General features: G+C 67.6%; 18 protein-coding genes. 12 read left to right on the top strand and 6 right to left on the bottom strand.

Features of this window, described 5'->3' with window-relative positions:
* The first annotated feature begins 1 nt into the window (after window position 1).
* The 9 genes from H7V21_RS10030 (at window position 2) to H7V21_RS09990 (ending at window position 9,585) form a co-directional block, all read left to right on the top strand.
* A complete protein-coding gene (locus tag H7V21_RS10030) occupies window positions 2-916 on the top strand; it encodes a flagellin (protein ID WP_188053515.1) in 915 nt (304 codons plus the stop codon).
* A gap of 108 nt (window positions 917-1,024) precedes the next feature.
* Window positions 1,025-1,888, top strand: coding sequence for a flagellar motor stator protein MotA (gene motA, locus H7V21_RS10025; protein WP_188053513.1), 864 nt, complete (start codon window positions 1,025-1,027; stop codon window positions 1,886-1,888).
* Window positions 1,889-2,791, top strand: a complete 903-nt coding sequence (locus H7V21_RS10020) for a flagellar motor protein MotB (RefSeq protein WP_188053511.1) — start codon at window positions 1,889-1,891, stop codon at window positions 2,789-2,791.
* Between the two features lie 121 nt (window positions 2,792-2,912).
* A complete protein-coding gene (rpmI, locus tag H7V21_RS10015; RefSeq protein WP_165325786.1) occupies window positions 2,913-3,116 on the top strand; it encodes a 50S ribosomal protein L35 in 204 nt (67 codons plus the stop codon).
* Between the two features lie 12 nt (window positions 3,117-3,128).
* A complete protein-coding gene (rplT, locus tag H7V21_RS10010) occupies window positions 3,129-3,494 on the top strand; it encodes a 50S ribosomal protein L20 (protein ID WP_188053509.1) in 366 nt (121 codons plus the stop codon).
* Window positions 3,495-3,666: 172 nt separating this feature from the next.
* The gene (pheS, locus tag H7V21_RS10005; protein WP_188053507.1) at window positions 3,667-4,752 is read left to right on the top strand and encodes a phenylalanine--tRNA ligase subunit alpha; all 1,086 of its coding nucleotides are present in this window, start codon (window positions 3,667-3,669) and stop codon (window positions 4,750-4,752) included.
* On the top strand, window positions 4,749-7,169 hold the full coding sequence (gene pheT, locus H7V21_RS10000; protein WP_188053506.1) for a phenylalanine--tRNA ligase subunit beta: 2,421 nt from the start codon (window positions 4,749-4,751) through the stop codon (window positions 7,167-7,169). Before pheS ends, pheT begins: the two co-directional genes overlap by 4 nt.
* Window positions 7,170-7,215: 46 nt before the next feature.
* On the top strand, window positions 7,216-7,962 hold the full coding sequence (locus H7V21_RS09995; protein ID WP_188053505.1) for an SDR family NAD(P)-dependent oxidoreductase: 747 nt from the start codon (window positions 7,216-7,218) through the stop codon (window positions 7,960-7,962).
* A gap of 54 nt (window positions 7,963-8,016) precedes the next feature.
* A complete protein-coding gene (locus H7V21_RS09990) occupies window positions 8,017-9,585 on the top strand; it encodes a peptide chain release factor 3 (RefSeq protein ID WP_188053504.1) in 1,569 nt (522 codons plus the stop codon).
* A gap of 187 nt (window positions 9,586-9,772) precedes the next feature.
* Here the strand turns inward: H7V21_RS09990 and H7V21_RS09985 are convergent, their stop codons facing one another.
* On the bottom strand, window positions 9,773-11,059 hold the full coding sequence (locus H7V21_RS09985; protein ID WP_188053503.1) for a spinster family MFS transporter: 1,287 nt from the start codon (window positions 11,057-11,059) through the stop codon (window positions 9,773-9,775).
* Window positions 11,060-11,150: 91 nt separating this feature from the next.
* Window positions 11,151-13,499, bottom strand: a complete 2,349-nt coding sequence (locus tag H7V21_RS09980; RefSeq protein ID WP_188053502.1) for a TonB-dependent receptor — start codon at window positions 13,497-13,499, stop codon at window positions 11,151-11,153.
* Window positions 13,500-13,621: 122 nt separating this feature from the next.
* On the opposite strand from H7V21_RS09980, the gene H7V21_RS09975 reads away from it, so the two are divergent.
* Complete coding sequence (locus tag H7V21_RS09975) at window positions 13,622-14,263, top strand: TetR/AcrR family transcriptional regulator (RefSeq protein WP_188053501.1); 642 nt, start codon at window positions 13,622-13,624, stop codon at window positions 14,261-14,263.
* A gap of 18 nt (window positions 14,264-14,281) precedes the next feature.
* Here H7V21_RS09975 and H7V21_RS09970 read toward each other — a convergent pair whose 3' ends face one another.
* Both H7V21_RS09970 and H7V21_RS09965 read right to left on the bottom strand, forming a co-directional pair.
* On the bottom strand, window positions 14,282-14,806 hold the full coding sequence (locus H7V21_RS09970) for a YceD family protein (protein WP_188053500.1): 525 nt from the start codon (window positions 14,804-14,806) through the stop codon (window positions 14,282-14,284).
* Window positions 14,803-15,312 carry a ubiquinol-cytochrome C chaperone family protein gene (locus H7V21_RS09965; protein WP_188053499.1) on the bottom strand — a complete coding sequence of 170 codons (510 nt, stop codon included), beginning with the start codon at window positions 15,310-15,312 and terminating at the stop codon, window positions 14,803-14,805. Before H7V21_RS09965 ends, H7V21_RS09970 begins: the two co-directional genes overlap by 4 nt.
* Window positions 15,313-15,430: 118 nt before the next feature.
* Here H7V21_RS09965 and H7V21_RS09960 point away from each other — a divergent pair, with 118 nt between their 5' ends.
* Entirely contained in the window at window positions 15,431-15,895 is a 465-nt protein-coding gene (locus H7V21_RS09960; RefSeq protein ID WP_188053497.1) for an outer membrane protein assembly factor BamE, read from the top strand.
* A 125-nt stretch (window positions 15,896-16,020) separates the two neighbouring features.
* On the top strand, window positions 16,021-16,545 hold the full coding sequence (locus tag H7V21_RS09955) for an RcnB family protein (RefSeq protein ID WP_188053495.1): 525 nt from the start codon (window positions 16,021-16,023) through the stop codon (window positions 16,543-16,545).
* A gap of 122 nt (window positions 16,546-16,667) precedes the next feature.
* Here H7V21_RS09955 and pbpC read toward each other — a convergent pair whose 3' ends face one another.
* Complete coding sequence (gene pbpC, locus H7V21_RS09950; protein ID WP_188056478.1) at window positions 16,668-18,764, bottom strand: penicillin-binding protein 1C; 2,097 nt, start codon at window positions 18,762-18,764, stop codon at window positions 16,668-16,670.
* A gap of 122 nt (window positions 18,765-18,886) precedes the next feature.
* Window positions 18,887-24,640: an alpha-2-macroglobulin family protein gene (locus H7V21_RS09945; protein WP_188053493.1), complete on the bottom strand. Its 5,754-nt coding sequence runs from the start codon at window positions 24,638-24,640 to the stop codon at window positions 18,887-18,889.
* Window positions 24,641-24,676 lie beyond the last annotated feature (36 nt).

Raw genomic sequence — 24,676 nt, 5'->3', positions numbered from 1 at the left:
CATGCGCATCTCGACCACACATATCTTCGATCGGCCGATGGCCCAGATGGCGCGCCTTACGGCACGCGCCGACCAGCTTCAGGCGCAGATCGGCACCGGCAAGAGGTTCGCGACGGCTTCGGAAGCGCCGGCCGCCTGGCAGCAGGTGGCGGCGCTCGATCGCGCCGCTGCCGATCAGACCGCCGATGCCGCGAACGTCACTCTGGCGCAGGGCATCCTCGCCCAGAACGATTCGACATTCGCCGCGATCGAGACCCAGCTTCGCCGTGCGGGCGAGCTCGCGCTCTCTGCGGCGAACGGCACGCTCGCAGACGTCGATCGCGCGACGATCGCCGCCGAGCTCGACGCGATACTCGATGAACTGCTGACGCTCGCCAACACGCGCGACGCGCGCGGGCAGCCGTTGTTCGGCGGCGCGAGCGGCGACCGCGCCTATGCCCGTGGCGAAGACGGCAGCATCGGCTTCGTCGGCGAAGGGGCGCCGTCGCCGATCCCGATCGGAGGGGGCGAATCGATCCAGGCGACGGTGAGTGGCCAGGCCGTGTTCGGCGGGATCGCCACGGCGGCGGGCAGCACGGACATGTTCGCGCTTGTCGCCGATTTGGCGCAGGCGCTGCGTGCCGGCGGCGAGGGGCTCGGCACAGCAGTGTCGCACGCGATCGATGGGATCGGCGCCGCGGGCGAGCAAGTGGGCGCCGCGCGCGCCTCGCTCGGCGCGCGGGCGATGCGGCTCGATCTGGTCGCGGAACGCTTCGAGGCGGCGACGCTGGCGCACGCCGAAACCCGCTTGGCGATCGAGGAGACCGACGTGCCCACCGCGATCGCCGAACTGCAGAAGACGCTGACCGTGCTTCAGGCGACTCAGGCGAGCTTCACAAAGCTCTCGGGGCTCTCGCTGTTCGACTATCTGCGCTGAGCCGCGGGCGAGCACCGCATCATCATTTTTCGCTGAAGATCGCCACTGCGCTGCCGTTTCCTGAGAAGAGGCGGCCACTGCGCGGCAAGGGGGGAAGTTAACGGCGTCATGTTTCCGCTGATCGGTCTCATCGTCCTTCTGGTCATGGTCTTCGGCGGCTTCGCACTCACCGGCGGGGCGCTCGAGCCGGTGCTGCATGCCGTGCCGCACGAGATGATGATCATTGGCGGCGCTGCGGTGGGCGCACTCATCATCGGTAATTCCACGGCGGAGCTGAAGGCACTGGGCGCCGGCGTGATGAAGGTGCTGAAGGGTCCGAAATACCGGAAGCAGGATTATCTCGACACGATCTTCCTCGTTTCCAAGCTGATGAAGATGCTGCGCACCGAGGGGCCGATCGCACTCGAGCCGCATGTCGAGGACCCGCAATCCTCGGCGATCTTCGCCGAATATCCCCGGCTTCTCGCCGACAAGCCGCTGACCAATCTGATCGCCGATACACTTCGGCTGGTGGTCGTCTCCTCGGGCACGCTCGACGTGCATGCCGTGGAAGAGGTGATGGATAACGCCATCAAGACGCACCACCATCAGGTGCAGGGTCCGCAGACGACGCTCCAGGGGCTTTCCGACGCGCTGCCCGCGCTCGGCATCGTCGCGGCGGTGCTGGGGGTGGTGAAGACGATGGGATCGATCGACAAGCCGCCCGAGATACTGGGCGCGATGATCGGTTCGGCGCTGGTCGGGACCTTCCTCGGCGTCCTGCTCGCCTATGGACTGGTCGGGCCACTCGCCACTCGGCTCCAGCAGGTCATCGATGCCGACGCCGCGATCTACCACACGGTGAAGCAGATCATCATCGCCTCGCTCCACGGCCATCCCCAGCCGCTGGTGATCGAGGCGGCGCGCTCGGGCATCTCCCATTCGAACCAGCCGGCGTTCGCCGAAGTCTTCGACGGGTTGAGGGGGCGGTAAATGGTCGCGCGCGCACCGCACGGCTCGAATCAGCCGCCGCGGATCATCGTCAGGAAAGTCTATGTCGAGGCACATGGCAGCCACCACGGCGGCGCCTGGAAAGTGGCCTATGCCGATTTCGTCACGGCGATGATGGCCTTCTTCCTGCTGATGTGGCTGCTCGGCGCGACCACCGAAAAGCAGCGCAAGGCGCTCGCCGACTATTTCGCACCGACGTTGGTCGAATTCCGGCAGAACAGTGCCGGATCGAACGGGCTGTTCGGCGGCGAGAGCATCATCGACAAGGACAATTACCCGCACAAGGCCGCGCAGACGGGCACGCGCTCGCTGACGATCCCCGCCGGGGCGCAGGGCGGCGACGATGTCGGCACCGGCGAGCGCGGCTCGCTCAAGAGCGCGGGTGCGATGCAGGCCGAGGACCGGCAGAGCTTTCGCGAGCTTCAGCGCCGGCTTTCCGCGACGCTGGCGGGCGAGGCGCGCTTCTCGCGGCTGCGCAACCAGGTGCGCTTCGTCCAGACCCGCGACGGCATGCGAATCGATCTGATGGACGACGCCGACTATTCGATGTTCGACGTGGGCACGACCGCGCTGGTCGCCGATGCCGACGCGCTGGTCGCGCTGGTGGGGGAATCGCTCTCGCGGCTGCCGAACACGATCATGATCCGCGGCCATACCGACAGCCTGCGCTACAATGATCCGCTCAACATGAACAACTGGATGCTCTCGAGCGGGCGCGCCGAAGCGACTCGCCGCCGCCTTGCCACCGCGGGCGTTCCCGAGGACCGGTTCGAGCGGATCGAGGGAGTCGCCGACCGGGAGCCGATGATCGCCCGCGATCCGGCCGATCCGCGCAATCGCCGAGTCGCGATCACCGTGCTCTACCGCCGCGGCATGAGCCGCTGAGGCTGTTGCAACGCGACCGCTTTTGGGCTAGGCGCCCGCCTTTCCGCGATTTGGAGGAACTGCCCGGCCGGTATGGGCTGCCGTGGCCGTTCGAAATCGTCGCAGATACAAGGAGACGAAAATGCCCAAGCTCAAGACGAAGAGCGGCGTCAAAAAGCGCTTCAAGTTCACCGCCACCGGCAAGGTGAAGCATGGAGTCGCCGGCAAGCGCCACCGGCTGATCAGCCACAATTCCAAGTATATCCGCCAGAATCGCGGCACGAGCGTGCTGTCCAAGTCCGATGTCGACCACGTGAAGGCGTGGGCGCCCTACGGCCTGAAGTAAGGAGACCGGACAATGGCACGCATCAAGCGCGGCACCACCACCAAGGCGAAGCACAAGCGGGTTCTGGATCAGGCGAAAGGCTATTACGGCCGCCGCAAGAACACGATCCGCATCGCGCGCCAGGCCGTCGAAAAGGCTGGCCAGTACGCCTATCGCGACCGCAAGGTCAAAAAGCGTACCTTCCGCGCGCTGTGGATTCAGCGCATCAACGCGGGCGTTCGCGCCGAAGGCCTCACCTACAGCCAGTTCATGCACGGGCTGAAGCTCGCCGGCGTCGAGCTGGACCGCAAGGTTCTGGCCGACATCGCGATGCATGAAGGCGACGCCTTCAAGGCGATCGTCGCACAGGCCAAGGCGGCGCTGCCCGAAGCGGCCTGACGGCGCCTACGCGAATCGAAATCCGAACGCCCGCGGGACGGAAACGTCCCGCGGGCGTTCGTGTATCTTCGCCGGAGGGGCGACCCGAGTCGCGTGCCGGCAGCGGTGCGTTCCCGCAGCGGCGAAACGCGCCATTGCGCCGCCCGTCCCCTTTTGCTTTGGAGGCCGCGCAATGACCACCGATCTCGATCAGCTCCGCCAGGACCTTCTCGCGTCCGTCGACGCCGCCGCCGGGCTTGAGGCGCTGGAGGCGCTGCGCGTCCACGCGCTCGGCAAATCGGGCGCGGTGACCGCGCTTCTGAAGACGCTGGGCAAGATGAGCCCCGAGGAGCGTCAGACGGAGGGGCCGCGCATCCACGGGCTGCGCGAGGACGTGACCGAGGCGATTGCCGCGCGCAAGGCGGCGCTGGAGGCGGCGCAGCTCGAGGCGCGGCTGGCGACCGAGACGGTCGACCTCACGCTGCCGGTCGATCTGCCGCCGCAGGGCACCGTGCACCCCGTGAGCCAGGTGATGGACGAGCTCGCCGAGATCTTCGCCGACCTTGGCTTCTCGGTCGCAACCGGGCCGGAAATCGAGGACGACTGGCACAATTTCACTGCGCTCAACATCCCGGAGACGCATCCGGCGCGGGCGATGCACGACACCTTCTATTTCCCGGAAGGCGAGGACGGCGCGCGCAAGATGCTGCTGCGCACCCACACCAGCCCGGTGCAGATCCGCACGATGCTGAGCGGTCCGCCGCCGATCCGGATCATCGCTCCCGGCCGCACCTATCGCTCGGATTCCGACGCCACCCACACGCCGATGTTTCATCAGGTCGAGGGGCTGGTGATCGACAAGGGGATCACGCTCGGCCACCTCAAATGGACGCTCCAGACGTTCCTCAAGGCGTTCTTCGAGCGCGACGACATCGTGCTGCGTCTGCGGCCGAGCTATTTCCCCTTCACCGAGCCGTCGGCCGAAGTCGATGTCGGCTACACGCTTGAGAAGGGCAAGCGCGTGATCGGCGGCAGCGGCGGCGGCTGGCTCGAAGTCCTCGGCAGCGGGATGGTGCATCCCATGGTGATCGCCGCCTGCGGGCTCGATCCCGAGGAATGGCAGGGCTTTGCCTTCGGCTGCGGGATCGACCGGCTGGCGATGCTCAAATACGGGATGGACGATTTGCGCGCCTTCTTCGACGGCGACCTGCGCTGGCTGCGCCACTATGGCTTCTCGGCGCTCGACGTGCCCACGCTGAGCGGGGGAGTGGGCGCATGAAGTTCACGCTGAACTGGCTGAAGGCGCATCTCGAGACCGATGCGGATGTCGACACGATCGTCGAGACGCTGACTCGCATCGGCCTCGAAGTCGAAGGTGTCGACAATCCGGGCGAGAAGCTCGCCGCATTCCGCGTCGCCAAGGTGTTGACCGCCGAGCCCCACCCCAATGCGGACAAGCTGCAGGTGCTTTCGGTCGAAGCCGGTGACGGCCCGCTCCAGGTCGTATGCGGCGCACCCAACGCGCGGGCGGGAATGATCGGCGTGTTCGGGCCGCCGGGCGCCTATGTGCCCGGCAGCGGATTCGAACTGAAGGTCGCCGCGATCCGCGGAGTCGAATCGAACGGCATGATGTGTTCGGTGCGCGAACTCGAGCTGGGGGACGCGCATGAGGGGATCATCGATCTGGGCGGCGACGCCGAGGGTGCGGTGGGCCTGCCCTACCCCGATTATGCCGGGCTGACCGATCCGGTGATCGACGTGTCGATCACGCCCAACCGGCAGGATTGCATGGGCGTGCGCGGAATCGCGCGCGATCTGGCTGCCGCGGGGATTGGAACGCTGAAGCCGCTGGCGCAAGTCTATGCCCATGTCGAACTCGAACCGGGCGCGGGCGGCGCGCAGGTCGCTTCGGTCGACGGCGAAGGCGCAGGGCCGGACGTGCGGACCGACGACCCCGAGGGCTGCCCCGCCTTCTATGCGCAGAATGTGTCGGGCGTGAGCAATCGCGTTGCCCCGCCGTGGATGCAGCGGCGGCTCACTGCAATCGGCCAGAAGCCGATTTCGGCGCTGGTCGACATCACCAATTTCGTCTCGGTCGATCTCGGGCGGCCGCTGCACGTCTACGACCGGGCAAAGCTTTCGGGCGGGCTCGTCGCGCGCAAGGCGAGGCCGGGCGAGCAGATGCTGGCGCTGAACGGCAAGACCTATGTACTCGACGAGACGATGATCGTGATCGCCGATGATGCGCAGGTCCATGACATCGGCGGCATCATGGGCGGCGAGGAATCGGGCGTTTCCGACACTACGACCGATGTGCTGATCGAATGCGCCTGGTTCGATCCCGATCATATCGCGCGCACCGGGCAGAAGCTGGGTCTCACGTCGGACGCCCGCCAGCGATTTGAGCGCGGAGTCGATCCCGCCTTCCTGGATGCCGGGCTGGCGATCGCCACGCGGCTGGTGCTTGCCCTGTGCGGAGGCACGCCGAGCGGCATCACGCGCGCAGGCACGCCCCCGGCCGAGCCGCGCAGCGTGCGTTTCGTGCCGGACATGGCGCGAACGCTGGGCGGGCTGGAACTCGACGCCGCCACGCAGCGCGACATTCTGAGCCGGCTCGGCTTCGAAGTGAGCGAAGACGGCAGCGAGGCAGTCGTGCCGAGCTGGCGGCGCGATGTCGAAGGGCCGGCCGATCTGGTCGAGGAAGTGATCCGCATCGCCGGCATCGACACGGTACCCGCCGAGCCGCTGCCGCGCGCGCCCGGCGTGGCGCGGCCGACCGCCACGCCCGAGCAGCTGCTCGAGCGCAAGCTGCGCCGTTCGGCGGCGGCGCGCGGACTGAACGAGGCCGTTACCTGGAGCTTCATCTCGGAGGCAGAGGCTGCGCCATTCGGCGGCGGCGCCTGGACTCTGGCCAATCCGATCAGCGAGGAGCTGAAGGTGATGCGCCCCTCGCTGCTGCCGGGGCTGCTCGCGGCGGCGGAGCGCAATCTGAAGCGAGGGGCAGACGGTGCCCGCCTGTTCGAGATCGGACGGCGCTATTTCGCCGACGGCGAACGGCCGACTTTGGGGCTGGTGCTCGCGGGCGCGCGCAGTGCGCGCACCTGGCGGAGCGGCAAGGCGCAGCCGTTCGATGCCTATGACGCCAAGGCCGAGGCGCTCGCGCTGCTCGAAGCGGCAGGCGCACCGGTCGCCAATCTGCAGGTGATGGGCGAGGCGGGCGAGGTTTGGCATCCCGGCCGTTCGGGCACGTTGCGGCTCGGACCCAAGACGGTGCTCGCCGCATTCGGCGTGCTGCATCCGAGCGTGCTCAAGGCATTCGATCTCGACGACGATGTCGCAGCGGTGGAGCTGTATCTGGATGCGCTTCCCGGAAAGCGCGCGAGCGGGTTCATGCGCCCGGCCTATGCGCCGCCCGCGCTGCAGCCGGTCACGCGCGATTTCGCCTTCCTCGTCGATGCCGGCGAAGCGGCGGGCGATCTGGTCCGCGCAGTGAAGGGGGCCGACAAGGCGACGATCACCGAGGCGCGGCTGTTCGACGTATTCACCGGCACCGGCGTCCCCGAGGGCAAGAAGAGCCTGGCGATCGAAGTGACGCTCCAGCCGGGCGAGAAGAGCTTCACCGACGAGGAGCTGAAGGCGATCGGCGACAGGGTGGTCGCGGCGGCGGCGAAGCAGGGCGCGGAGCTGCGGGGCTGAACGAAGCTGTCCTCCCATGGTTCAGATCAGCAACAGGAGAAAGCCCATGCCAACCGCACTCGTCACAGGCGCGACCGCCGGCATCGGCGAAGCCACCGCGCGCGCGCTTGTCGACGCCGGGTGGCACGTTATCGGCACCGGGCGCCGGGCCGAGCGTCTCGACGCACTGAAGGCCGAGCTGGGCGATTCCTTCCACGGCGCCCAGTTCGACGTGCGCGACGGCGCGGCGTTCGATTCGGCCATGGCGGCGCTACCCGAGGCGTTTCGGGAGATCGATCTGCTGGTGAACAATGCCGGCCTCGCGCTCGGCACCGCACCAGCGCAGGAGTCCTCGCTCGACGATTGGCAGACGATGATCGACACCAACGTGTCGGCATTCGTGGCGATCACGCGCAAGCTGCTGCCCGGGCTGATCGCGCGCAAGGGCGCGATCGTGAACCTAGGCTCGGTGGCGGGGAGCTACATCTATCCCGGCGGCAACGTCTATGCCGGCAGCAAGGCGTTCGTAAACCATTTCAGCCTCGCGCTGCGCGCCGACCTGCACGGCACCGGCGTCCGCGTGACCTCGATCGAACCGGGCATGGTCGAAACCGAGTTCACCATGGTGCGCACCGGCGGATCGCGCGAGGCCTCGGACACGCTCTACGCCCGGGCGAACCCGATGACGGCGGAGGATATCGCCGAGACGATCCTGTGGGTCGCGACGCTGCCGCCGCATCTCAACATCAACCGGCTCGAGCTGATGCCGGTGAATCAGTCGTTCCAGGGCTTCGCCGTACACCGGGAAGAGTGAGCCGGCGCGGCGCCGCACTCGACGGGTTCGGCGCCAGCCGCTAGAGCGCGCGCGATGAGCACACCCCAGGATCGCCGCACCTTCGCGATCATCTCGCATCCCGACGCCGGCAAGACGACGCTGACCGAAAAGCTGCTGCTGTTCGGCGGCGCGATCCACCTTGCCGGTGAAGTGAAGGCGCGCGGCCAGGCGCGCCGCGCGCGTTCCGACTGGATGAAGATCGAGCAGCAGCGCGGCATTTCGGTCACGTCGTCGGTGATGACGTTCGAACGCGACGGCGTGACCTTCAACCTGCTCGACACGCCGGGCCATGAGGATTTCAGCGAGGACACCTATCGCACGCTGACGGCGGTCGATTCGGCGGTGATGGTGATTGACGTCGCCAAGGGCATCGAGAGCCAGACACGCAAGCTGTTCGAGGTCTGCCGACTCCGCAACGTGCCGATCATCACCTTCGTCAACAAATGCGACCGCGAGGGCCGCGAGGTGTTCGAGACGCTGGACGAGGTCGCCGACCTGCTCCAGCTCGATGTGGCGCCGATGACCTGGCCGGTAGGCATGGGCGGCACGTTCGAGGGGATCTTCGACCTGCGCACGAACAAGCTGCTGCTGCCCGAAGGGCCGAGCCGCGAATTCCAGGGCAAGGTGGTGCAGACCAGCGGACTCGACGATCCGCAGCTCGACGCGCTGATTTCGGCCGACAATCTCGCCAAGCTGCGCGAGGACGCCGAGCTGGCGCTGGCGGGCTATGCCGATTTCGACGGCGCGGCGTATCGCAACGGCGATCTCACGCCGGTGTTCTTCGGATCGGCGCTCAAGGAGTTCGGCGTCGACGCGCTGATCGCGGCGCTGGCCGAACATGCGCCGCCGCCGCGCGCGCAGCCGGCCGAGCCCGCCGCGGTCGAGCCGAGCCGCGACGAAGTGACCGGATTCGTGTTCAAGGTGCAGGCGAACATGGACCCGAACCACCGCGACCGGATCGCATTCATGCGGCTGTGCTCGGGGACGTTCAAGCGGGGCATGAAGCTGACGCCCTCGGGCCATGGCAAGCCGATCGCGATCCATTCGCCGATCCTGTTCTTCGCCCGCGAGCGCGAGCTGGCGGACGAGGCCTTTCCGGGCGACATCATCGGCATTCCGAACCACGGCACGCTGCGCGTGGGCGACACGCTGTCGGAAAAGGCGACCGTGCGCTTCACCGGACTACCCAATTTCGCGCCGGAGATTCTGCGCCGCGTAGCGCTGAAGGACCCGACCAAGACCAAGCAGCTGCGCAAGGCGCTGGACGACATGGCCGAGGAAGGCGTGACTCAGGTCTTCTATCCCGAGATCGGATCGAACTGGATCATCGGCGTGGTCGGGCAGCTGCAGCTCGACGTGCTGCTCTCGCGGCTCGACGCGGAGTATAAGGTTGCCGCCGGGCTGGAAATGGCGCCGTTCGAGACGGCGCGCTGGGTTTCGGGCGAGCCGGCAGCACTGAAGGAATTCGCCGACCTCAACCGCAGCGCGATGGCGAAGGATCGCGACGGCAATCCGGTGTTCCTTGCGAAGAGCGCGTGGGAAGTCGGCTATATCGCCGATCGCTATCCGAAAATCACCTTCGCGGCGACCCGCGAGCGGTGAGGGAGGCCGGGCGACCGAAAGGGGGGAAGGTCGCCCGGCCTGGTTGCCGTAGAACAATGCTCTCGGCCACGGCGCCGATATGGGCCCCGCTCCCCTCCGGCGCGATTCGGTAGCTTAACGACTCGGTAAGCTACGTAGGTTGAAACGCCGCCGTTCGGTCTCTCGCGAGCGCGCGCGCCGAGCCGGATCAGCCTTCCACCCAGTCCCGCCGCAGCGTCCGCACCGCCAGGAACATCAGCACTGAGGCGAGCGCGTAGAAGCCGAGCGCCGCGATCATCGAATAGCGCAGCGACTCATTGCCGAACTGCGCGGCCATCGAGTCGGACATCGCGCCCATCACCCAGGAGCCCGCCCCCAACCCGATCAGATTGTTGATCAGAAGGAAGCTTGCCGAGGCAGTCGCGCGCATGTGCGAGGGAACCAGATTCTGGATCGCGGTCGTCACCGGGCCGAGCCACAGAATGTTGAGCCCGTTCGGAATGACCAGGAAGAACCAGGCCATGATCGGCGATGTCGACCAGAATCCCGCAGCGAAGAGCGGCAGCGTGATCAGAAAGGCGATGGCTGGGAGCCTCGCATAATTGCCCCGATCGCGCGTGCCGAGCCGATCGGCGAGCCAGCCGCCCATGAAGACGCCCAGCGTACCGCCGATGAGCAGCAGCGACCCCATGAACTGCGACGCGCCGAGCAGATCGAAGCCGAAGCTGCGCATCAGCAGCGCGGGCGTCCAGAAAGCGAGGCCATAGCCGCACAGCGAACTCGAAGCGGCGCCGAACGCCAGCAGCCAGAAACTGGGCTTGCGCGCGAGGATCGGGAACACGGTGGCGAGCGGCGCACGTTCGGCGGGGGGCGACGCGCTCACTGGATCGCTCATCCCGCGAATCGGTTCACGTACCACCAGGCGGAAGATCGGCGCGATCAGAACTCCAAGAATGCCGACCACGATGAACGCCATGCGCCAATCGACCGCGGCGGCGATATAGCCGCCCAGGATCGCCCCGAGCGCGAGACCCACGGGAATGCCGAGCGAATAGATCGCCAGCGCACGCGAGCGGCTTTCCGGCGGGTAGTAATCGGCAATGATCGCATAGCTTGGGGCGACGCCACCCGCTTCGCCGACACCGACGCCGAGCCGGAAGAAGAACAGCTGCCAGAAGCTGGTCGCCAGGCCGCACAGCGCCGTGAAGCCGCTCCACACGGTGAGGCTGATGGTGATGACCCAGCTGCGGCTGGTGCGGTCCGCGATCAGCGCGAGCGGCACGCCGAGCACCGAATAAAGCATGGCGAAGGCGATTCCGCCCAACATGCCCATCTGCGTATCGTCGAGCCCGAGGTCGGCCTTGATCGGCTCGACCAGGATGCCGAGGATCTGCCGGTCGAGGAAATTGAACGTATAGACCAGCAGCAGCATCGCCAGCACGACGTTGCGATAGCCGCGCGTGGCGGGCGGAGTGGTGGCGGTCGCGGACGTCATGGCATCCTTCCTATCGGTGTGTGCCGCAGAAAAGAAGCCGGACGTTCGAGGAACGCCCGGCTTCCCGAGTTTCAGCGCGGAGCCGTCGCGATCAGAAGCGGAAACCCGCCGTGATGCTCCAGGTGCGCGGATCGCCGTAATAGGCGGTCTGGATGTTGCCGACGCTGGAGAATTCCTGGCCGTCGGTCTTGTACAGGCTGTCGGTCAGGTTCTTGACGCCGCCGCGCAGATAGAAACGCCCATCCTCGGTCGTGTACTGGACGAAGGCATTGGCCAGCTCATAGCCGTCCTCGGTCAGCCCGGGGCGGTTGTCGATCGACAGATAATGCTTGTCGACGAAGCGCAGGTCGCCGCCGAAGGTGATGCCGCCGGCATTGCCGAGATCGATCGTATAGTCGGTCGCGAACGACAGAGTGATCGGCGGCGCGAAGGCGGGTTCGCACACGATCTCGTTCCCGGTGGGATTGCACGAGAAGGCCGAGGCGGGCGCACGCCGCGCATCGTCGAACTCGAGATAATCGGCATTGAGGTATCCGAACGAGGTGCGCACCGACCATTCGGGGACGGGGCGCACATCGGCTTCGAACTCGAAGCCCCAGATGCGCAGCTTGCCGGCATTGAGCACGGGCAGCGCGCCGCCGGTGCCGGTGTTGTTGCCGGCGCCCACACGCGCCTGGAAGTCGCGATAGTCGGAATAGAATACCGCGCCGGACAGGTTCACTCGGCCGTCGAGGAAGCGGCCCTTGGCGCCGCCTTCATAGGTCCACACCGTTTCCGGCTCGAAATAGGGCCGGATGGTGGTGACGCCGTCCACCACTTCGGTGACGTCGTTCAGGCTGTTGACGCGGCCGTTGAAGCCGCCCGACTTGAAGCCGCGCGAGGCGGAAACATAGAGGAGCGTGTCGCGCGTGGGCTTGTAGGAAAGCGTGACGCTGGGCGTCCACGCATCGAACGTCGCTTCGTTGGTGGCGTTGTAGGGCGCCGGCAGATCGTCCGGGAAGCGGAAGCTCAGGCCGTTCAGCAGCGCCAGGTTCGACGCAGTGACGGTGTAGCGGTCATACCGCTTCTCTTCCTTGGTGTAGCGCAGGCCGCCGGTCACGCTGAACTGGTCGGTCAGATCATAGGTCAGCTGGCCATAGGCGGCATAGCTGTTGAGCCGCTGATCGTCGTCGATGAAGCGCGTGAAGGTGTATCCGACCGTCGGCGTCAGCTCGAACAGATCGTCGGCATAGGCCTCCTGGTGCGACGTCACCTTCTCGTAGAGATAGTAGAGGCCGAACACGCCGTTCAGCCGGTCGGAGCTGTACTTGAGCTGCAGTTCCTGGCTGAACTGATACTGATCGATCCCGACGAACACGTCGCCCAGCTCGAACTCGGTCGCGTCGATGTCGATATAGGCTTCGCTCACCAGATCGCGGTAGGCGCTGATCGACGTGACCGTGAAGCTGTCGCTCAGATCGATGTTCGCGGTGAGGTTCACGCCCCAGTGATCGAGCTCCTGCCCCTGGCCCGGAGCGAGCGAAGTGCGGGCGCGATAATCATACTCACCATAGGGGTAGGCGGGGCTCAGCACGCGCACGCCGGTGGTGAAGCTGGTGGCGAGCAGCGGCGCGGTCGCATAGCCGACGGTGGGCTCCGGGCGCTGGCGGGTGTAGTCCGCGCTCAGCAGCAGCTCGATGCTGTCGCTGGGCAGCGCGCGCAGGATGGCGCGGCCGGCGATCGTGTCGCGGTCGTTATACTCGCGTCCGTCGACCGGATCGGTGACCAGGCCGTCGCGCTGGTCATACACGCCGGCAAGGCTGAGGCCGACCGTCCCGTCGACCAGCGGCGCGGAGACATAGCCGTTCACCAGCAGCTGATCGTAGCTGCCATAGGTGACGCTGCCTGCGGCGGTCAGATCGGTAACGCTCGGCTTGCGCGAGACGATGTTGACGGCGCCGCCCGTCGAGTTCTTGCCATAGAGCGTCCCCTGCGGGCCGCGCAGCACTTCGACCCGCTCTACGTCGAAAAGGTTGAACAGCGCGCCGTTGATGCGGCTGATATAGACGCCGTCGACATAGACGCCGACCGCCGGATCGAAGGTCTGCAGCGCGTCCGGCTGGCCGATGCCGCGGATGAAGATGTTGGCGTTCGACGCCGAGCCGCGGCCCTGCACCAGATTGAGGTTGGGAACCGTGCCCTGGATGCCGCTGAGATCGACCGCCTGGAGCTTCGCCAGATCCTCGTCCGAAATCGCCGTGACGGCGAGCGGGACATCGATCAGCCGCTCCTCGCGGCGGCGGGCCACGACGACGATCTCGTCGCTTTCGGCGATCTGCGTGTCGACGGCGCCGACGACCGGCTCCTCGACCGATTGCGCAGAGGCGGACGCTGCCGCCAGCGTGGCGAAGGCGGCGCCCGCGAACAGCAGCGGACGAACGGACGACAGACGGTGACTCATCGGAAAAGCTCCCTCCCCAAGACAGTTATCCCCGGCTTCGACGGCACGGGTTGTAAGCACTTGCCGGGAGCTATACTGAAACCTGAACCGGGTTTCAACTTGGATCGGGGAGAGGGGCTGAAATGGGGACGGAGCGTGGCATCGCGGCCACAATGCCGGCCGAAGCGGCGAGCGCCGGCAAGGAACCGCGCACGGCGCGCGGTCGCCGTACGCTGCGCGCGATCCTGGATGCGGCGGCGGAGGAGTTCGGCGAGAAGGGATTCCACGAAGGCTCGGTGAGCGGAATCACGCGGCGAGCCGGCGTCGCGCTGGGCAGCTTCTACACCTATTTCGATTCGAAGGACGCCGTGTTCCGGGCGCTAGTCCGCGACATGTCGAACCAGGTGCGCGAGCATGTGGCGCCCGCGCTGCGTGCCGCTCCGCACCAGATCGATGCCGAGCGCGCCGGCTTGCTGCACTTCATGCGGTTCGTGCGGCAGCACAAGGAGATCTATCGGATCATCGACGAGGCCGAATTCGTCGATCCCGAGAGCTTCCGCGCGCATTACACGACGACCGCCGAGCGCATCCGCGCGCGGCTCGAAGCGGCCGCGGCGCGCGGCGAAGTGATCCCCGAGGTCGGCGAGGTGCACGCCTGGGCGATCATGGGAATGAACGTGTTTCTCGGCCTGCGCTATGGCGTGTGGAGCGAGGACGCATCGCCGGAGGAAGTCGCCGACACGGTAGCGGCGATGCTCGCGCGCGGCCTGGCCACCGGGAAATAGGCGCTCCGGCGCGGCCGTTCAGCCGCCGCGCTTCAGCTTTTCCTTGAGCTCGGCCAGCGCGCCGAAGGGCCCTGCTTCTTCCTCGCTCAGCACGCCGGCCTCCTTCAGCGCCTGCGCCGCTTCGGAGCTACGCGGAAAGGGGTCAAGCGCCAGCACCAGCGTCTCGGCGGCCGCCTCGCCCAGATCGATCGTCCCGCCGGCGTAAAAGACCGTATCGCATGCGCCCGCATCGAGCTCGATCTCTTCGGCTTCGGTCTCCGGCTCGGGCAGGAAGCGCAGTTCGAACTCCTCGTCCACCGTCACCGGCAGCGGCACGCCGGTCGCGACGCACGCTTGAGTCGCGGCAGCGGAAAGGCGCCCGCGCGCATGGACCCCGGCTGAGTCACGGCGCAGCGCATAGGTCGCCGCGATCCGATCGAGCGCGACGAGCCCGAACCGTCGGGCGAGCGCGGCGCGTTCGTCCGCGGTCGCTTCGACGGCGACCGTGCTCTCACCGGCCCCGATCCTGTCGAGCCGATGCGGGCGGGAGAATTCCGGCGTCACTCCGGAAGCTTCCCGGCGGCGAGCTGCTTGGCGGAAAACCCGTTCAATTCCTCGCGAAAGCGAGTCAGCGCGGCCTCGACATGCGCCAGAGCCTCGGGCTGCGGCTCCGCGCTGCGATAGAGATTGCGGCCGAGCGCCGGCCCGAGGGCGCCTTCCGCGAACGCGGCGCGATAGGCGCCGAGACGGCCGCCCAGCATCCCCATCATCTTGCCGATGTGCTTGCCCACCACAAGGTCGCCGATGCCGATCTCGCGCAGCTGACCGTCCATGTCGTCAATGAAGCGCTCGGCAAGCGCGGTGGAGAGGCTCACGCCGGCCGGGTCGCCTTCGAGGCGCAGCAATACCATCGCCAGCACCGATGCGATCATATCGAACCGTCCATCGAGCGTGTCGGGCACTCCGCCCTTGCGATACCAGTGCGGGTCACGGCCGCGAGCGACGATCGCCGCATAAAGCACCGCGCCCTCGCTGCGATCGCGTGCGAGGAAGCGCTGAAGCAACTGCATGTCCTTTTCCCGTATCGCCGTCGCCTCCTTGTTTGGCGACGCTCTCCCGCATATTGAGGGGAATGGTACGTGATGCAATGCATCCGCGTGTTGCGTTCGATCCTGAGTGGAGAATGGAATGTCGGTGTCTTCCCTGCGCGCACCCCTGCTCGTGGCGGCTCTCGCGGTGGCGGCATCGGCCTGTGCGCCTTTGCGGAGCCACCAGGGCTATGTGATCGACGCGGATCTGGTGAACTCGATCCAGCCGGGCGTCGACAACCGCGAATCGGTGCTGCAGACGCTCGGGAATCCGACGCTGAGCGGCCAGTTTTCCGACCGCACCTGGTATTATGTCGCGCGCGATACGAAGTATCTGGCGTTCAACACGCCCGAGCCGACGCGCCAGGTGACGCTTCGAGTGACATTCGACGACGCGGGGAACGTGACGGCGATCGACCGGACCGGCGAAGAGCTGATCGCATCGATCGACCCCTCCAACCGCAAGACGCCGACGCTCGGCCGCGAATCGGGCTTCTTCGAGGATCTGTTCGGCAACATCGGCACGGTCGGCGCTCCGGGCACCGGAGGACCTTCGGGCCCTTAACCTAGCTTTCGCTGCGATTACCGGGCCATTCCCGGCGAGTTCAGCCGCCCTTCTCCATACCGGCTCCTGTCGGCGGCCGCTTCGCTTCATGCGGAGCGGCGCCGGAAGCCGCAGAGGAGATGGACATGAAGAAACTGATTTCCGCAGCGTTGATCGCTGCCGTCGCCATTCCGGTCGCGACGGTGCCGAGCGTTGCCAACGCGCAGTCGGCCCGCGAGCTGCGTCAGGACCGACGCGAAATCCGTCAGGAGCGCCGCGACCTGCGCGAAGCGCGCCGCTATGGCGACCGGCGCGACATCCGCCGCGAGCGGCGGGATCTGCGCGAGGCGCGGCGCGAATATCGCGAGGATCGACGCGACTATCGCGAACGACGCTGGGGCGACCATGACTGGCGCCGCTATCGCAACGAGAATCGCCGCGTCTTTGCGCGCGGCCATTGGCGAGCGCCGTTCCGCTATCAGCGGTTCCGGCCCGGCATCCGGATCAATTCGATGTTCTTCGGCCCGCGCTTTGCCGTGAACGACCCGTGGCGCTATCGCCTGCCGCCCGCCGGACGTTTCCAGCGGTACGTTCGCCATTATGACGATCTGCTGCTGGTGGATGTCCGCCGGGGAATCGTGGTGCGGGTCTACAACAACTTCTATTGGTGATTGCGGGGTTCGGCCGCGCCGATGCGCATTTCGGCGCGGCCGGTGCCCCTCGGCACCAGTCCCGAAAGGGGTAGGACCACCAGGCGCAACGCGCGGCCCGGCGATTGGTTCGGCACCTCGCGTCAGCGGATCGTGAAAAGAACCTGATCGACCACATCGCCGCGCAGATCGAGCAGCCGTAGCCGGTGACGGCCCGGGGCAGTGACGATCAGGGGCTGCGAATCGGCCGCCGCCAGGTCGCGCCCGTCGAGCTGCAGCCGGTGGCCGGCGACTTCGCCAGTGACTGCTACCGAAAGCCGCTGCCGATCGGGTGGGATATCCGGATCGAGCGCATAGACACTGCCGGTGACCGGAGTGACGATCCGCGGCCGCCGCGCCGTCTGCGGCGCGAGCGACACAGTGGCGAGGCCGGTGCCGGCGAGGAAATACTCGCGGCGCGGCTGTTCCAGATTGCCCGCGAAGCGCGTAAGCTGTTCCTCGATCCCCGGTGGGCGCGGCGGTGGCCGGCCCGGGCGACCGGCATGGATGGCGAGCATCACGTCCCGCCAGACCGGGGCCGCGCCGCTGGTCCCCGAAACCGCGCGCATCGGATCGCCTTCCAGATTGCCCACCCAGACCCCGACGGTGAATCGATCCGAAAAGCCGATGCACCAGTTGTCGCGCATCGCTTTGGACGTTCCTGTCTTGGCGGCGGCCCAGAACGGCAGGCGAAGCGCCGAATCGAGCCCGAAGGTGACGGCGCGGGCATTGGGATCGGCGAGCATGTCCGCGACGATCCATGCCGCTTGCGAGGAGAGGACCCTGCGCGGCTCGGCCGCTTCGGATTGGGTGGTCAGCCGGAGCGGCGACCAGAGCCCGCCGCGGGCGATGCTGCGAAACGCGGCGACCTGCTCCATCAACGTCACTTCCGCAGAGCCCAGCGCCAGCGAGAAGCCGTAATATTGCCCGTCTTCAGTGATCCCGCGATAGCCGGTATCCCAGAGCCGGTCGCGAAAGGCATCGACACCGGTGAGCAGCAGCGTGCGCACCGCAGGCACGTTGAGCGAGCCGGCCAGCGCATTGCGGGCAGAGACCGGGCCCTTGAACGCGCGGTCGTAATTCTGGGGGACGTAGAGACCGGAGGCCGTGTCGAGCTGAACCGGCGAATCGTCGAGGATCGACGCGGGCGTCAGATATCCCCGCTCGATCGCCATTGCGTACAGGAACGGCTTGAGCGTCGATCCGGCCTGCCGATAGCTGCTGGCGCCATCGACCGCCGGTGCCGTCGAAGCACCGCCGATGCCGCCGACATAGGCGAGCACATCGCCGCTTTCATTGTCGACGACGATGACTGCGCCGTCGCGCGCGCGGGTGCCCCCCAGTCCCTGCAGCTGGCGACGAAGCGCCGTGATCGCGATCTGCTGGACGCGCAGATCGAGCGTGGATTCGATCCTGAGGCCCGGCTCGATCAGCATGCGATCGGCGAGATGCGGAGCAAGGCCGGGATCGAGCTGAAGACTCCGGGCGGGGCCGAGCATCGACGCCGCCGCGCCGGAGAACCGGGCGCAATCACTCTCTTGCGAAAGCGCGCAGGCGCGACGGGCGACTTCGCCTGCACCGGCGCTGGGGTTTGGCAGCAGCGCGGCGAGCAGCAGCGCATCGTCGCGGCTCAGCGCGGCGGGCGTCTTGCCGAACAGGCTGAGCGCGGCAGCGCCGATCCCCTGCGCTTCGCCGCGGAACCCGGCGAGATTGAGATAGGCCTCGAGGATCTGATCCTTGGTCCAATGACCGTCGAGCGCGTCGCCGGCGCGCATCTGGCGCAACTTGTCCCAAAAGCTGCGCGAGCCGGGCGCCGCGAGCGCAGGCGAAAGATAGGCCGCGACCTGCATCGACAGCGTGCTGGCGCCGCGAACGCGCCTGCCCTCCACTCGGTCGCGGAGCGCGCCGCCGAGCGCCCACCAATCGACGCCACCATGGCGTTCGAACCGCCGATCTTCCGCCGCGGTCAGAACCGAGCGCGCGGCGGGCGAAATCTCCGCCAGCGGCGTCCAGGTGAGCCGGCGTGCGGCGAAATCGACTCGGCTGCTGTCGAGCAGCCGACCGTTGCGATCGTATAGCCAGGCCTCCGAAGGCTGCCAGCCGGCCCGCACGACTGCGAAACCGGGCAGCGGCGGCGGGAGCGTGATCCACCAGAAAGCGGCGAACAGGCCTAGGAACAGCGCGCCGGCCGCCCCGATCAGCCGATGCGGCGTGACACGGCCGCGCCAGCCGCGATCGGCGAAGCTCCGGCGCAGCCCCCGCACCACGGCGGCGCCGATCGACAGGCTCGACGCAAACCCGTGCCGCCGGGGATCGCTCGTCGTCACCGCTGCGTCACGGTGACCGGCTGGTTGGGGACGGCGGCGAAGATCTCCGGCGAATAAAGCGCCTCGACTCGAGTCGGCGGCAAATGGAACCGCCCGGCGGTGTTGAGCCGCACGACATAGGAGACAGTGACGCTGCCACGCGGCATCCAGCGGAAATAGGCCCGCCACGCGTCGCGATCGCGCTCGACATAGCTCGGCTGCACACCCTCCCCGCTTCCCGCCTCGGCGCCGAGGATCTGCGACTGATTGCCAAGACCGCCCAGCACCTGTGCCCCGGCGGGAACCGGATCGTCGATCACGACCCAGTTGCGCGCCGCAGACGCCTCCACCGTGATCGTCACCTTGACGACGTCGCCGCGACGGAGCGTTCCCGGAGTCGCCGCCTGCACGACGCTGACCTGACGGCTTAGGCGATAGCCGGCGTTCACCGGCTCGGCGAGCGGCACCGCGGCACGCACCTGCACCGTCGCCCAGGGCCCAGCGCCGCCGCTGTGCACAACGCGCAGCGGCGCGGCGGCGGCAGGCAATGGGAAGCTGAATTCGCGGCGCGGCTCGACGAGCGGCCAGGCGCGCGAGACCGTCGCCCCCGCGAGCGTCGCCGTGGTCGTGCCGGGGACTGCATTGGCCGGGTACATCCGATCGAACTTGCGCGCGGCGACCGCGCCCCAGGCATTGGCGGGGGTCGTATCCCAATGGCCCCGCTGCTGACGCAGCGACACGCCGACCATCATCCTGGCCGAATCCTCTTCCCATCCTGGCCTGCCGAGCGTGGCGACCAGCGCCTTGATCGCGGCTTCGTCGTCGGACGCCATCAGCCACCATGGCATCTCGCCCTTGTCGCTGATGTCGATGCGCGTCCCCTCGTAGACCAGCCGCGTGCGCAGCACCCGCTCGGCCTGCGCGCGCAGCTCGGCGCCGTTCGCCAGCCCCTGAACGCGGCCCAGCGCCGACAGATAGTCCGCGAGCGACGAGGTCGGCATGTCGGCGGGGCCGATGCCAAGCTGGCCGAGCATCGCGGGAGTGGCGACGCCATGGCGCGCGAGCGCCGCGAAGGCCGCGACTCGCTGGAGGCGCACGTCGCCCTGATCCTCGTTGCGCAGCCGCCCGTCGAGCACTGCCTTCATCGCCTCAAGCATCCGCTCGCGGGGCCCCTGCGGCAGCGGCAGCCCGGCCTCGGCGGCCATCGCCAGCACATAGGCGGTGAGTGCTTCCGATCCGGGCAGCGACTGGATCGCGAAATAGCGCAGCAGACCCTCGTCATCAAGGAACGCCGGCATTTCGCCCGCCAGCTGGTTCCAGCCGCCGACGTCACCAAGCACGACCGCCTTCGACAGCCGCTGCTCGAAACACTCGTAGGGATAGCGGGACATATAGCCACGCACCCCTTCGAGCGGCGGCGACAGCGAGTCGGCGAGCCGAACGAAGACATTTCCCCGCCCGGGCAGCGCGCCGGCCGGCGGCCGGATGGTGATGCTAGTGCCATCTCCGACGCGCACAAGCGTTGCGGCCCAGGTTTCGGTCGGTACGGCGTGTCTCACGTCCTGAGTCACGGTGATCTGGTCGGTCGCGCCGTCCGTCGAGCGGGCACGCACGTTCCAGGTCAGCGTGCCCTCGGCATTGGGCGCATCGAGATTCCACGCGACGGGCACCGCGCCGCCAGCCGGCACATCGACGGTCAGCGGATTGCCGGTGGCGATCCGCGGGCTCAGTTCGACTTCGGCAGTCACGCGCATCGGCCGGTCGGAGCCGTTGCGCAGCGTGAACGCCGCGGCAAAGCGATCGCCGCTGCGCACCAGCTGCGGCACTCCGGCGAAGATGCTGAGATCCTGCTGGGTGCGCACCGTCGTCTGCCCGGTGCCGAACAGCTGGCTGCCGTTGGCGGCGATCGCGACCAGCCTGAACGCAGTGAGCGCGTCGTTCAGCGGCACCTGCACCTTCGCACGACCCGATTCGTCCAGATCCACCTGGCCACGCCACAGCAGCACCGGCTCGAAATTCTCGCGGTTGAGCCCGGACAAGTCGCCCGTCCCGCCGCCGCCGCCCGCCTCGACTGCCTTGCGGCCATAGTGGCGCTTGCCCACCACCTGCATCTGCGCGGTCGATGTCAGCACCGAGAGCGGCCGCTCGCCCATCATCGCTTCGAGCACCTCCCAGCTGGGATTGGGCGCGAGCTGGAGCAGCGCCTCGTCGACCGCCACGAAGGCGACATCGGCCTCGCCGGCGGCGCTGCCGTCGGGATTGACGACGTGCAGGTCCACAGTCGCGGTCTCGCGTGCGGCGTAGCTCTGCTTGTCCGCCCGCACGTCGACATCGAGCCGATGCCCTTCCCAGCCGACGCGCACGCGCGCGATGCCGAGGCGATAGGCGGGCTTTGCGAGATCCACCGTCGCGGTCGGCTTGGAGGCATCGCGGCGGAAGAAGGGCAGGCCTAATTGGCGCGCCACATCCGCCGTCCACAGCGACCAGCCGTCGACGCGACCGCGCACCGCCAGCACCGAGACATAGACGTCGGGCGCATAGTCGCCGGGCATCGGCACTTCGATCACCGGATTCGAGCCCTCCAGCCCGACGACGAAGCTGGAAAGCACGCCTTCGCGCTCCACCGTCACCAGCGCTGTCGCTTCGCGGAACGGCATGCGCACCTGGAACCGCGCCGTCTCCCCCGCGGCATATTCGGGCTTTTCGGGAAGCACATCCATCCGGTCGCCATTGTCGCCGCCGAACCACCATTCGTCCTCGCCCGCGAGCCACACCGACTGGCTCGCCCGCGCGACATTTCCGGCGGAGTCGGTGGTCGAGGCCACAGCATAGACTTCCCCCGAAATCCCGGGATCGATGCTGCATTCGGCATAGCCGAGTTCGTCGGTGGTCGCGGTGCAGCGCGGCGACAGCTTGGTCGTACGCATCTGATTGTCGTAGGCGTAGAAGCCGCCGATCAGCCGCCGCCGCGCTGTGAGGATTTCGCGGCTGTAGAGGTCGACCCGCACCCGCTGATTGGCGATCGGCTTCCCCTCGGTGTCGAGCGCGACGAGCTTGAGGCGCAGATCGTCTTCGGACATCAGCCAGCCGTCGGTCTTGATGCCGAGCCGCACGGCCGAGGCGTAGATCGGGATGCGGCGCGAGGCAGTCAGCACTTCGCCGTTCGCATCCTGATAGTCGAGCTCGACGAGCATCGCCGTGTCCTGATCGAGCGACTGGGGCACGTCGATGCTGGTTCGTACAGTACCGTCGCGGCCTAGAGTCACGGGCAGCGTCTGAGTGGGCGGCAGCGTATCGGTCCGGTCGTCGCCCTCGCCGTCCATCGGCCGGGTGCCTTCGCGGAGCTCGCGTCCGCCGAAACTGAAGCTCTCATAGCCCGACGGCGTGCCGACTCCTTCGAAATAGCCGACGCGCACTTCGACCGGCATGTTGGCGGCGCCGCCGCCCGACAGATAGCCGACGAACAGGTCCAGCGGCAGCGACCCTGGTTTCACCGCGGCCGTTTCGGGCCCAGTGACGGTGGCATACATGGTCGGGAGGCGATATTCATCGAGTCGGATCGACTGCCCCGTCCAGATCGACCGATCGCCCGCCTCAACGCGGAGATCATAGTCGCCGAGCGGCGCGCCGCGCGGTGCCGACCATTGAGTCTCGCCGGTGCCGTTCTCCCCGATCGTCAGCGGAATCTCGAACTGCGTGTCCGATCCGCGGTGCGAAAGATGCAGCGTGCCGGAGAATGCCGGCGATGCGGCGAAGCCGCTCGCGATCGGCTCGCGCACGATATGCTTCATGTGCACCGTCTCGCCCTGGCGCACGAGCGCACGGTCGAACACGGTGTGGAAGATCGTCTCCGGCGGGGTCCAGCCATAGGGTAGATCGAAGTCGTAGGGGCGGATGCCCTCGCCCCAGTCGGTGAGCGTGAAGCTCATGTCGTTCGCCTTGCGCGCCGACACCATCAGCGGATGCGCGCCCGCGCTGTCGCAATTACCCCAGGTTTCCGGTTCGGGAAGGCCCGGCGGAACGGCGAGCCGGCCGGAGACATCGGTGGTTCCGCGCGCGAGCAATCGCCCGGTGCAGCTGTCGGTGACGCGCACTTCGGCCGCATCGACGCCACGGCCGCTGTCGAGCGCGGTCACCCAGACGAGCGAGCCCGCACGGCCCCATTTGAAATGCACCGCCATATTGGTGACGAGCGCGCCAGCCGAGACATAGCGTGTCGCTTCGCGCCCGAGCAGCGCCTGGCCGAGGCGGGGACTGGCCAGCTCGACGACATAGAAACCCGGCTCGCTGAGCGGGATGCCGACGACTTCGAACGTCCGACCGCCGCCGGGCAGCGTGACGTTGAAGCTGCTCGCGCCCGAATCATCGCCCATCAGCACCGGCCGGTCGCCGGTGCGGTTGATCCGCACCGGTTCGCCGCCGCGCGTCACTGTCTCGCTGCGGTAGTTGTCGGCTTCGTCGAGCGTCCGCAGCCATTGCGCGATCTCTCCGTCGCTGGCGTCAACTCGCAGCTTCTCACCGGTCACCGCGCGCTGTGCGCCCTGAAGCGCCGGTTCGACGTTGCGCACGGTGACGGGCAGCACACCGCCCTCCTGCGCCTCGAGGATGCCGAAGGGCGCGGCGAACTTCACCAGCGGCGGCGCCTCGTCGATGCGGATTTCGAGCGGGAAACGCTCGGCATTGGCGAGCGGCCGACCGCTCTCGTCGGCAAGGTCAGCCGGCAGGATCAGCTGCGCGTTCGTGTCGGCGGGAAGCGGCGCATCGAACCCGACCGACTCGAGCGTCTGGTTGCGCTGGTCCTCGTCGGACAGCGTCGGCGCGATCTCGCGCCCGTCGGCAAGGCGCAGGCGGACCGCCGCCGCCTTGTCGCGCGCGACCGGAGCGGAGAAGCGGACGTGCGCCTCCTCGATCGGATTGCATCCCGCCTGGGCGTTCACGCGCGAACATTCGAACCGCGCGGTGAAGGGCGTGCGCACTTCATAGTCGAACCGCTCGTCGGCGCCCGCCCTGCGGCCAGAGGCGGCGGCGATGTCCGCATCCCAGACGAGTGCCACGTCGCGCCCCGGCGGCAGCGGCCGGCCGCATTTGAGCGCAGTGATCGTGCGCGTGGCCTGTGCGCGTGCCTCGTCGCCTTCGGGGAGCGCCTGCGGCAGACCAGCCTCTTCGAGAAAGCTGCGCACTTCCCAGCGATCGGTGCCGAGTTCATCGATCAGCCGCGCGGGTACACGCGCGTCGAGCACCTCGACGGGGATGCGCTCGCCGATGCCGTCGACCGCGCAATACGCGTTCGCGGCCACCGAAGCGCGATCGGCGGGCATGTTCGCGGCGACTAGGAAGACCTGATCCTCCTCGACCTTGCCGCCCCAGCGGGTGGGCAGCACGGCGCGCGCGATCGGCCCGCCGCTGTCCACGGTGAACCGGCTCTGGCCGGTGACGGCATAGCCGGCGAGGCTTTTCAGACCCTCGCGAAGCGCGAAGGTGCAGGTGACGCCGCCGGGCAGCGGATCGGCGAATTCGTGAACGAAAGTGCGCTGATCGACCCAGCGACCTTCGCCTCCGACAGGGCATTCGACAGTGAACGGCCCCTGCGCCCGAGGGTCGCCGAGCGGCACCATCGCCTCGTCGAACCGCACCGTGAATCGCTCGATCGATCCGTCGCCGATGCCGGGCGTGGCGAGCACCACCTGCGGCCGCGAATCGCCGAACGCCGTATCGGCACCCAGTGGCGTGAGCACAAGCGCCAGAAGCGCGATCCGAGCACCGAGTCGCATGCACCCTTCCCCCCAAAGGCGAGCAACAAAGTACCG

Origin of the sequence: Sphingosinithalassobacter sp. CS137 (genome assembly GCF_014334115.1) — a bacterium.
GTDB lineage: Bacteria > Pseudomonadota > Alphaproteobacteria > Sphingomonadales > Sphingomonadaceae > Sphingomonas.
Note: the sequence above shows the minus strand (reverse complement) of the source record. Positions and strands in the feature narration are given on the sequence as shown.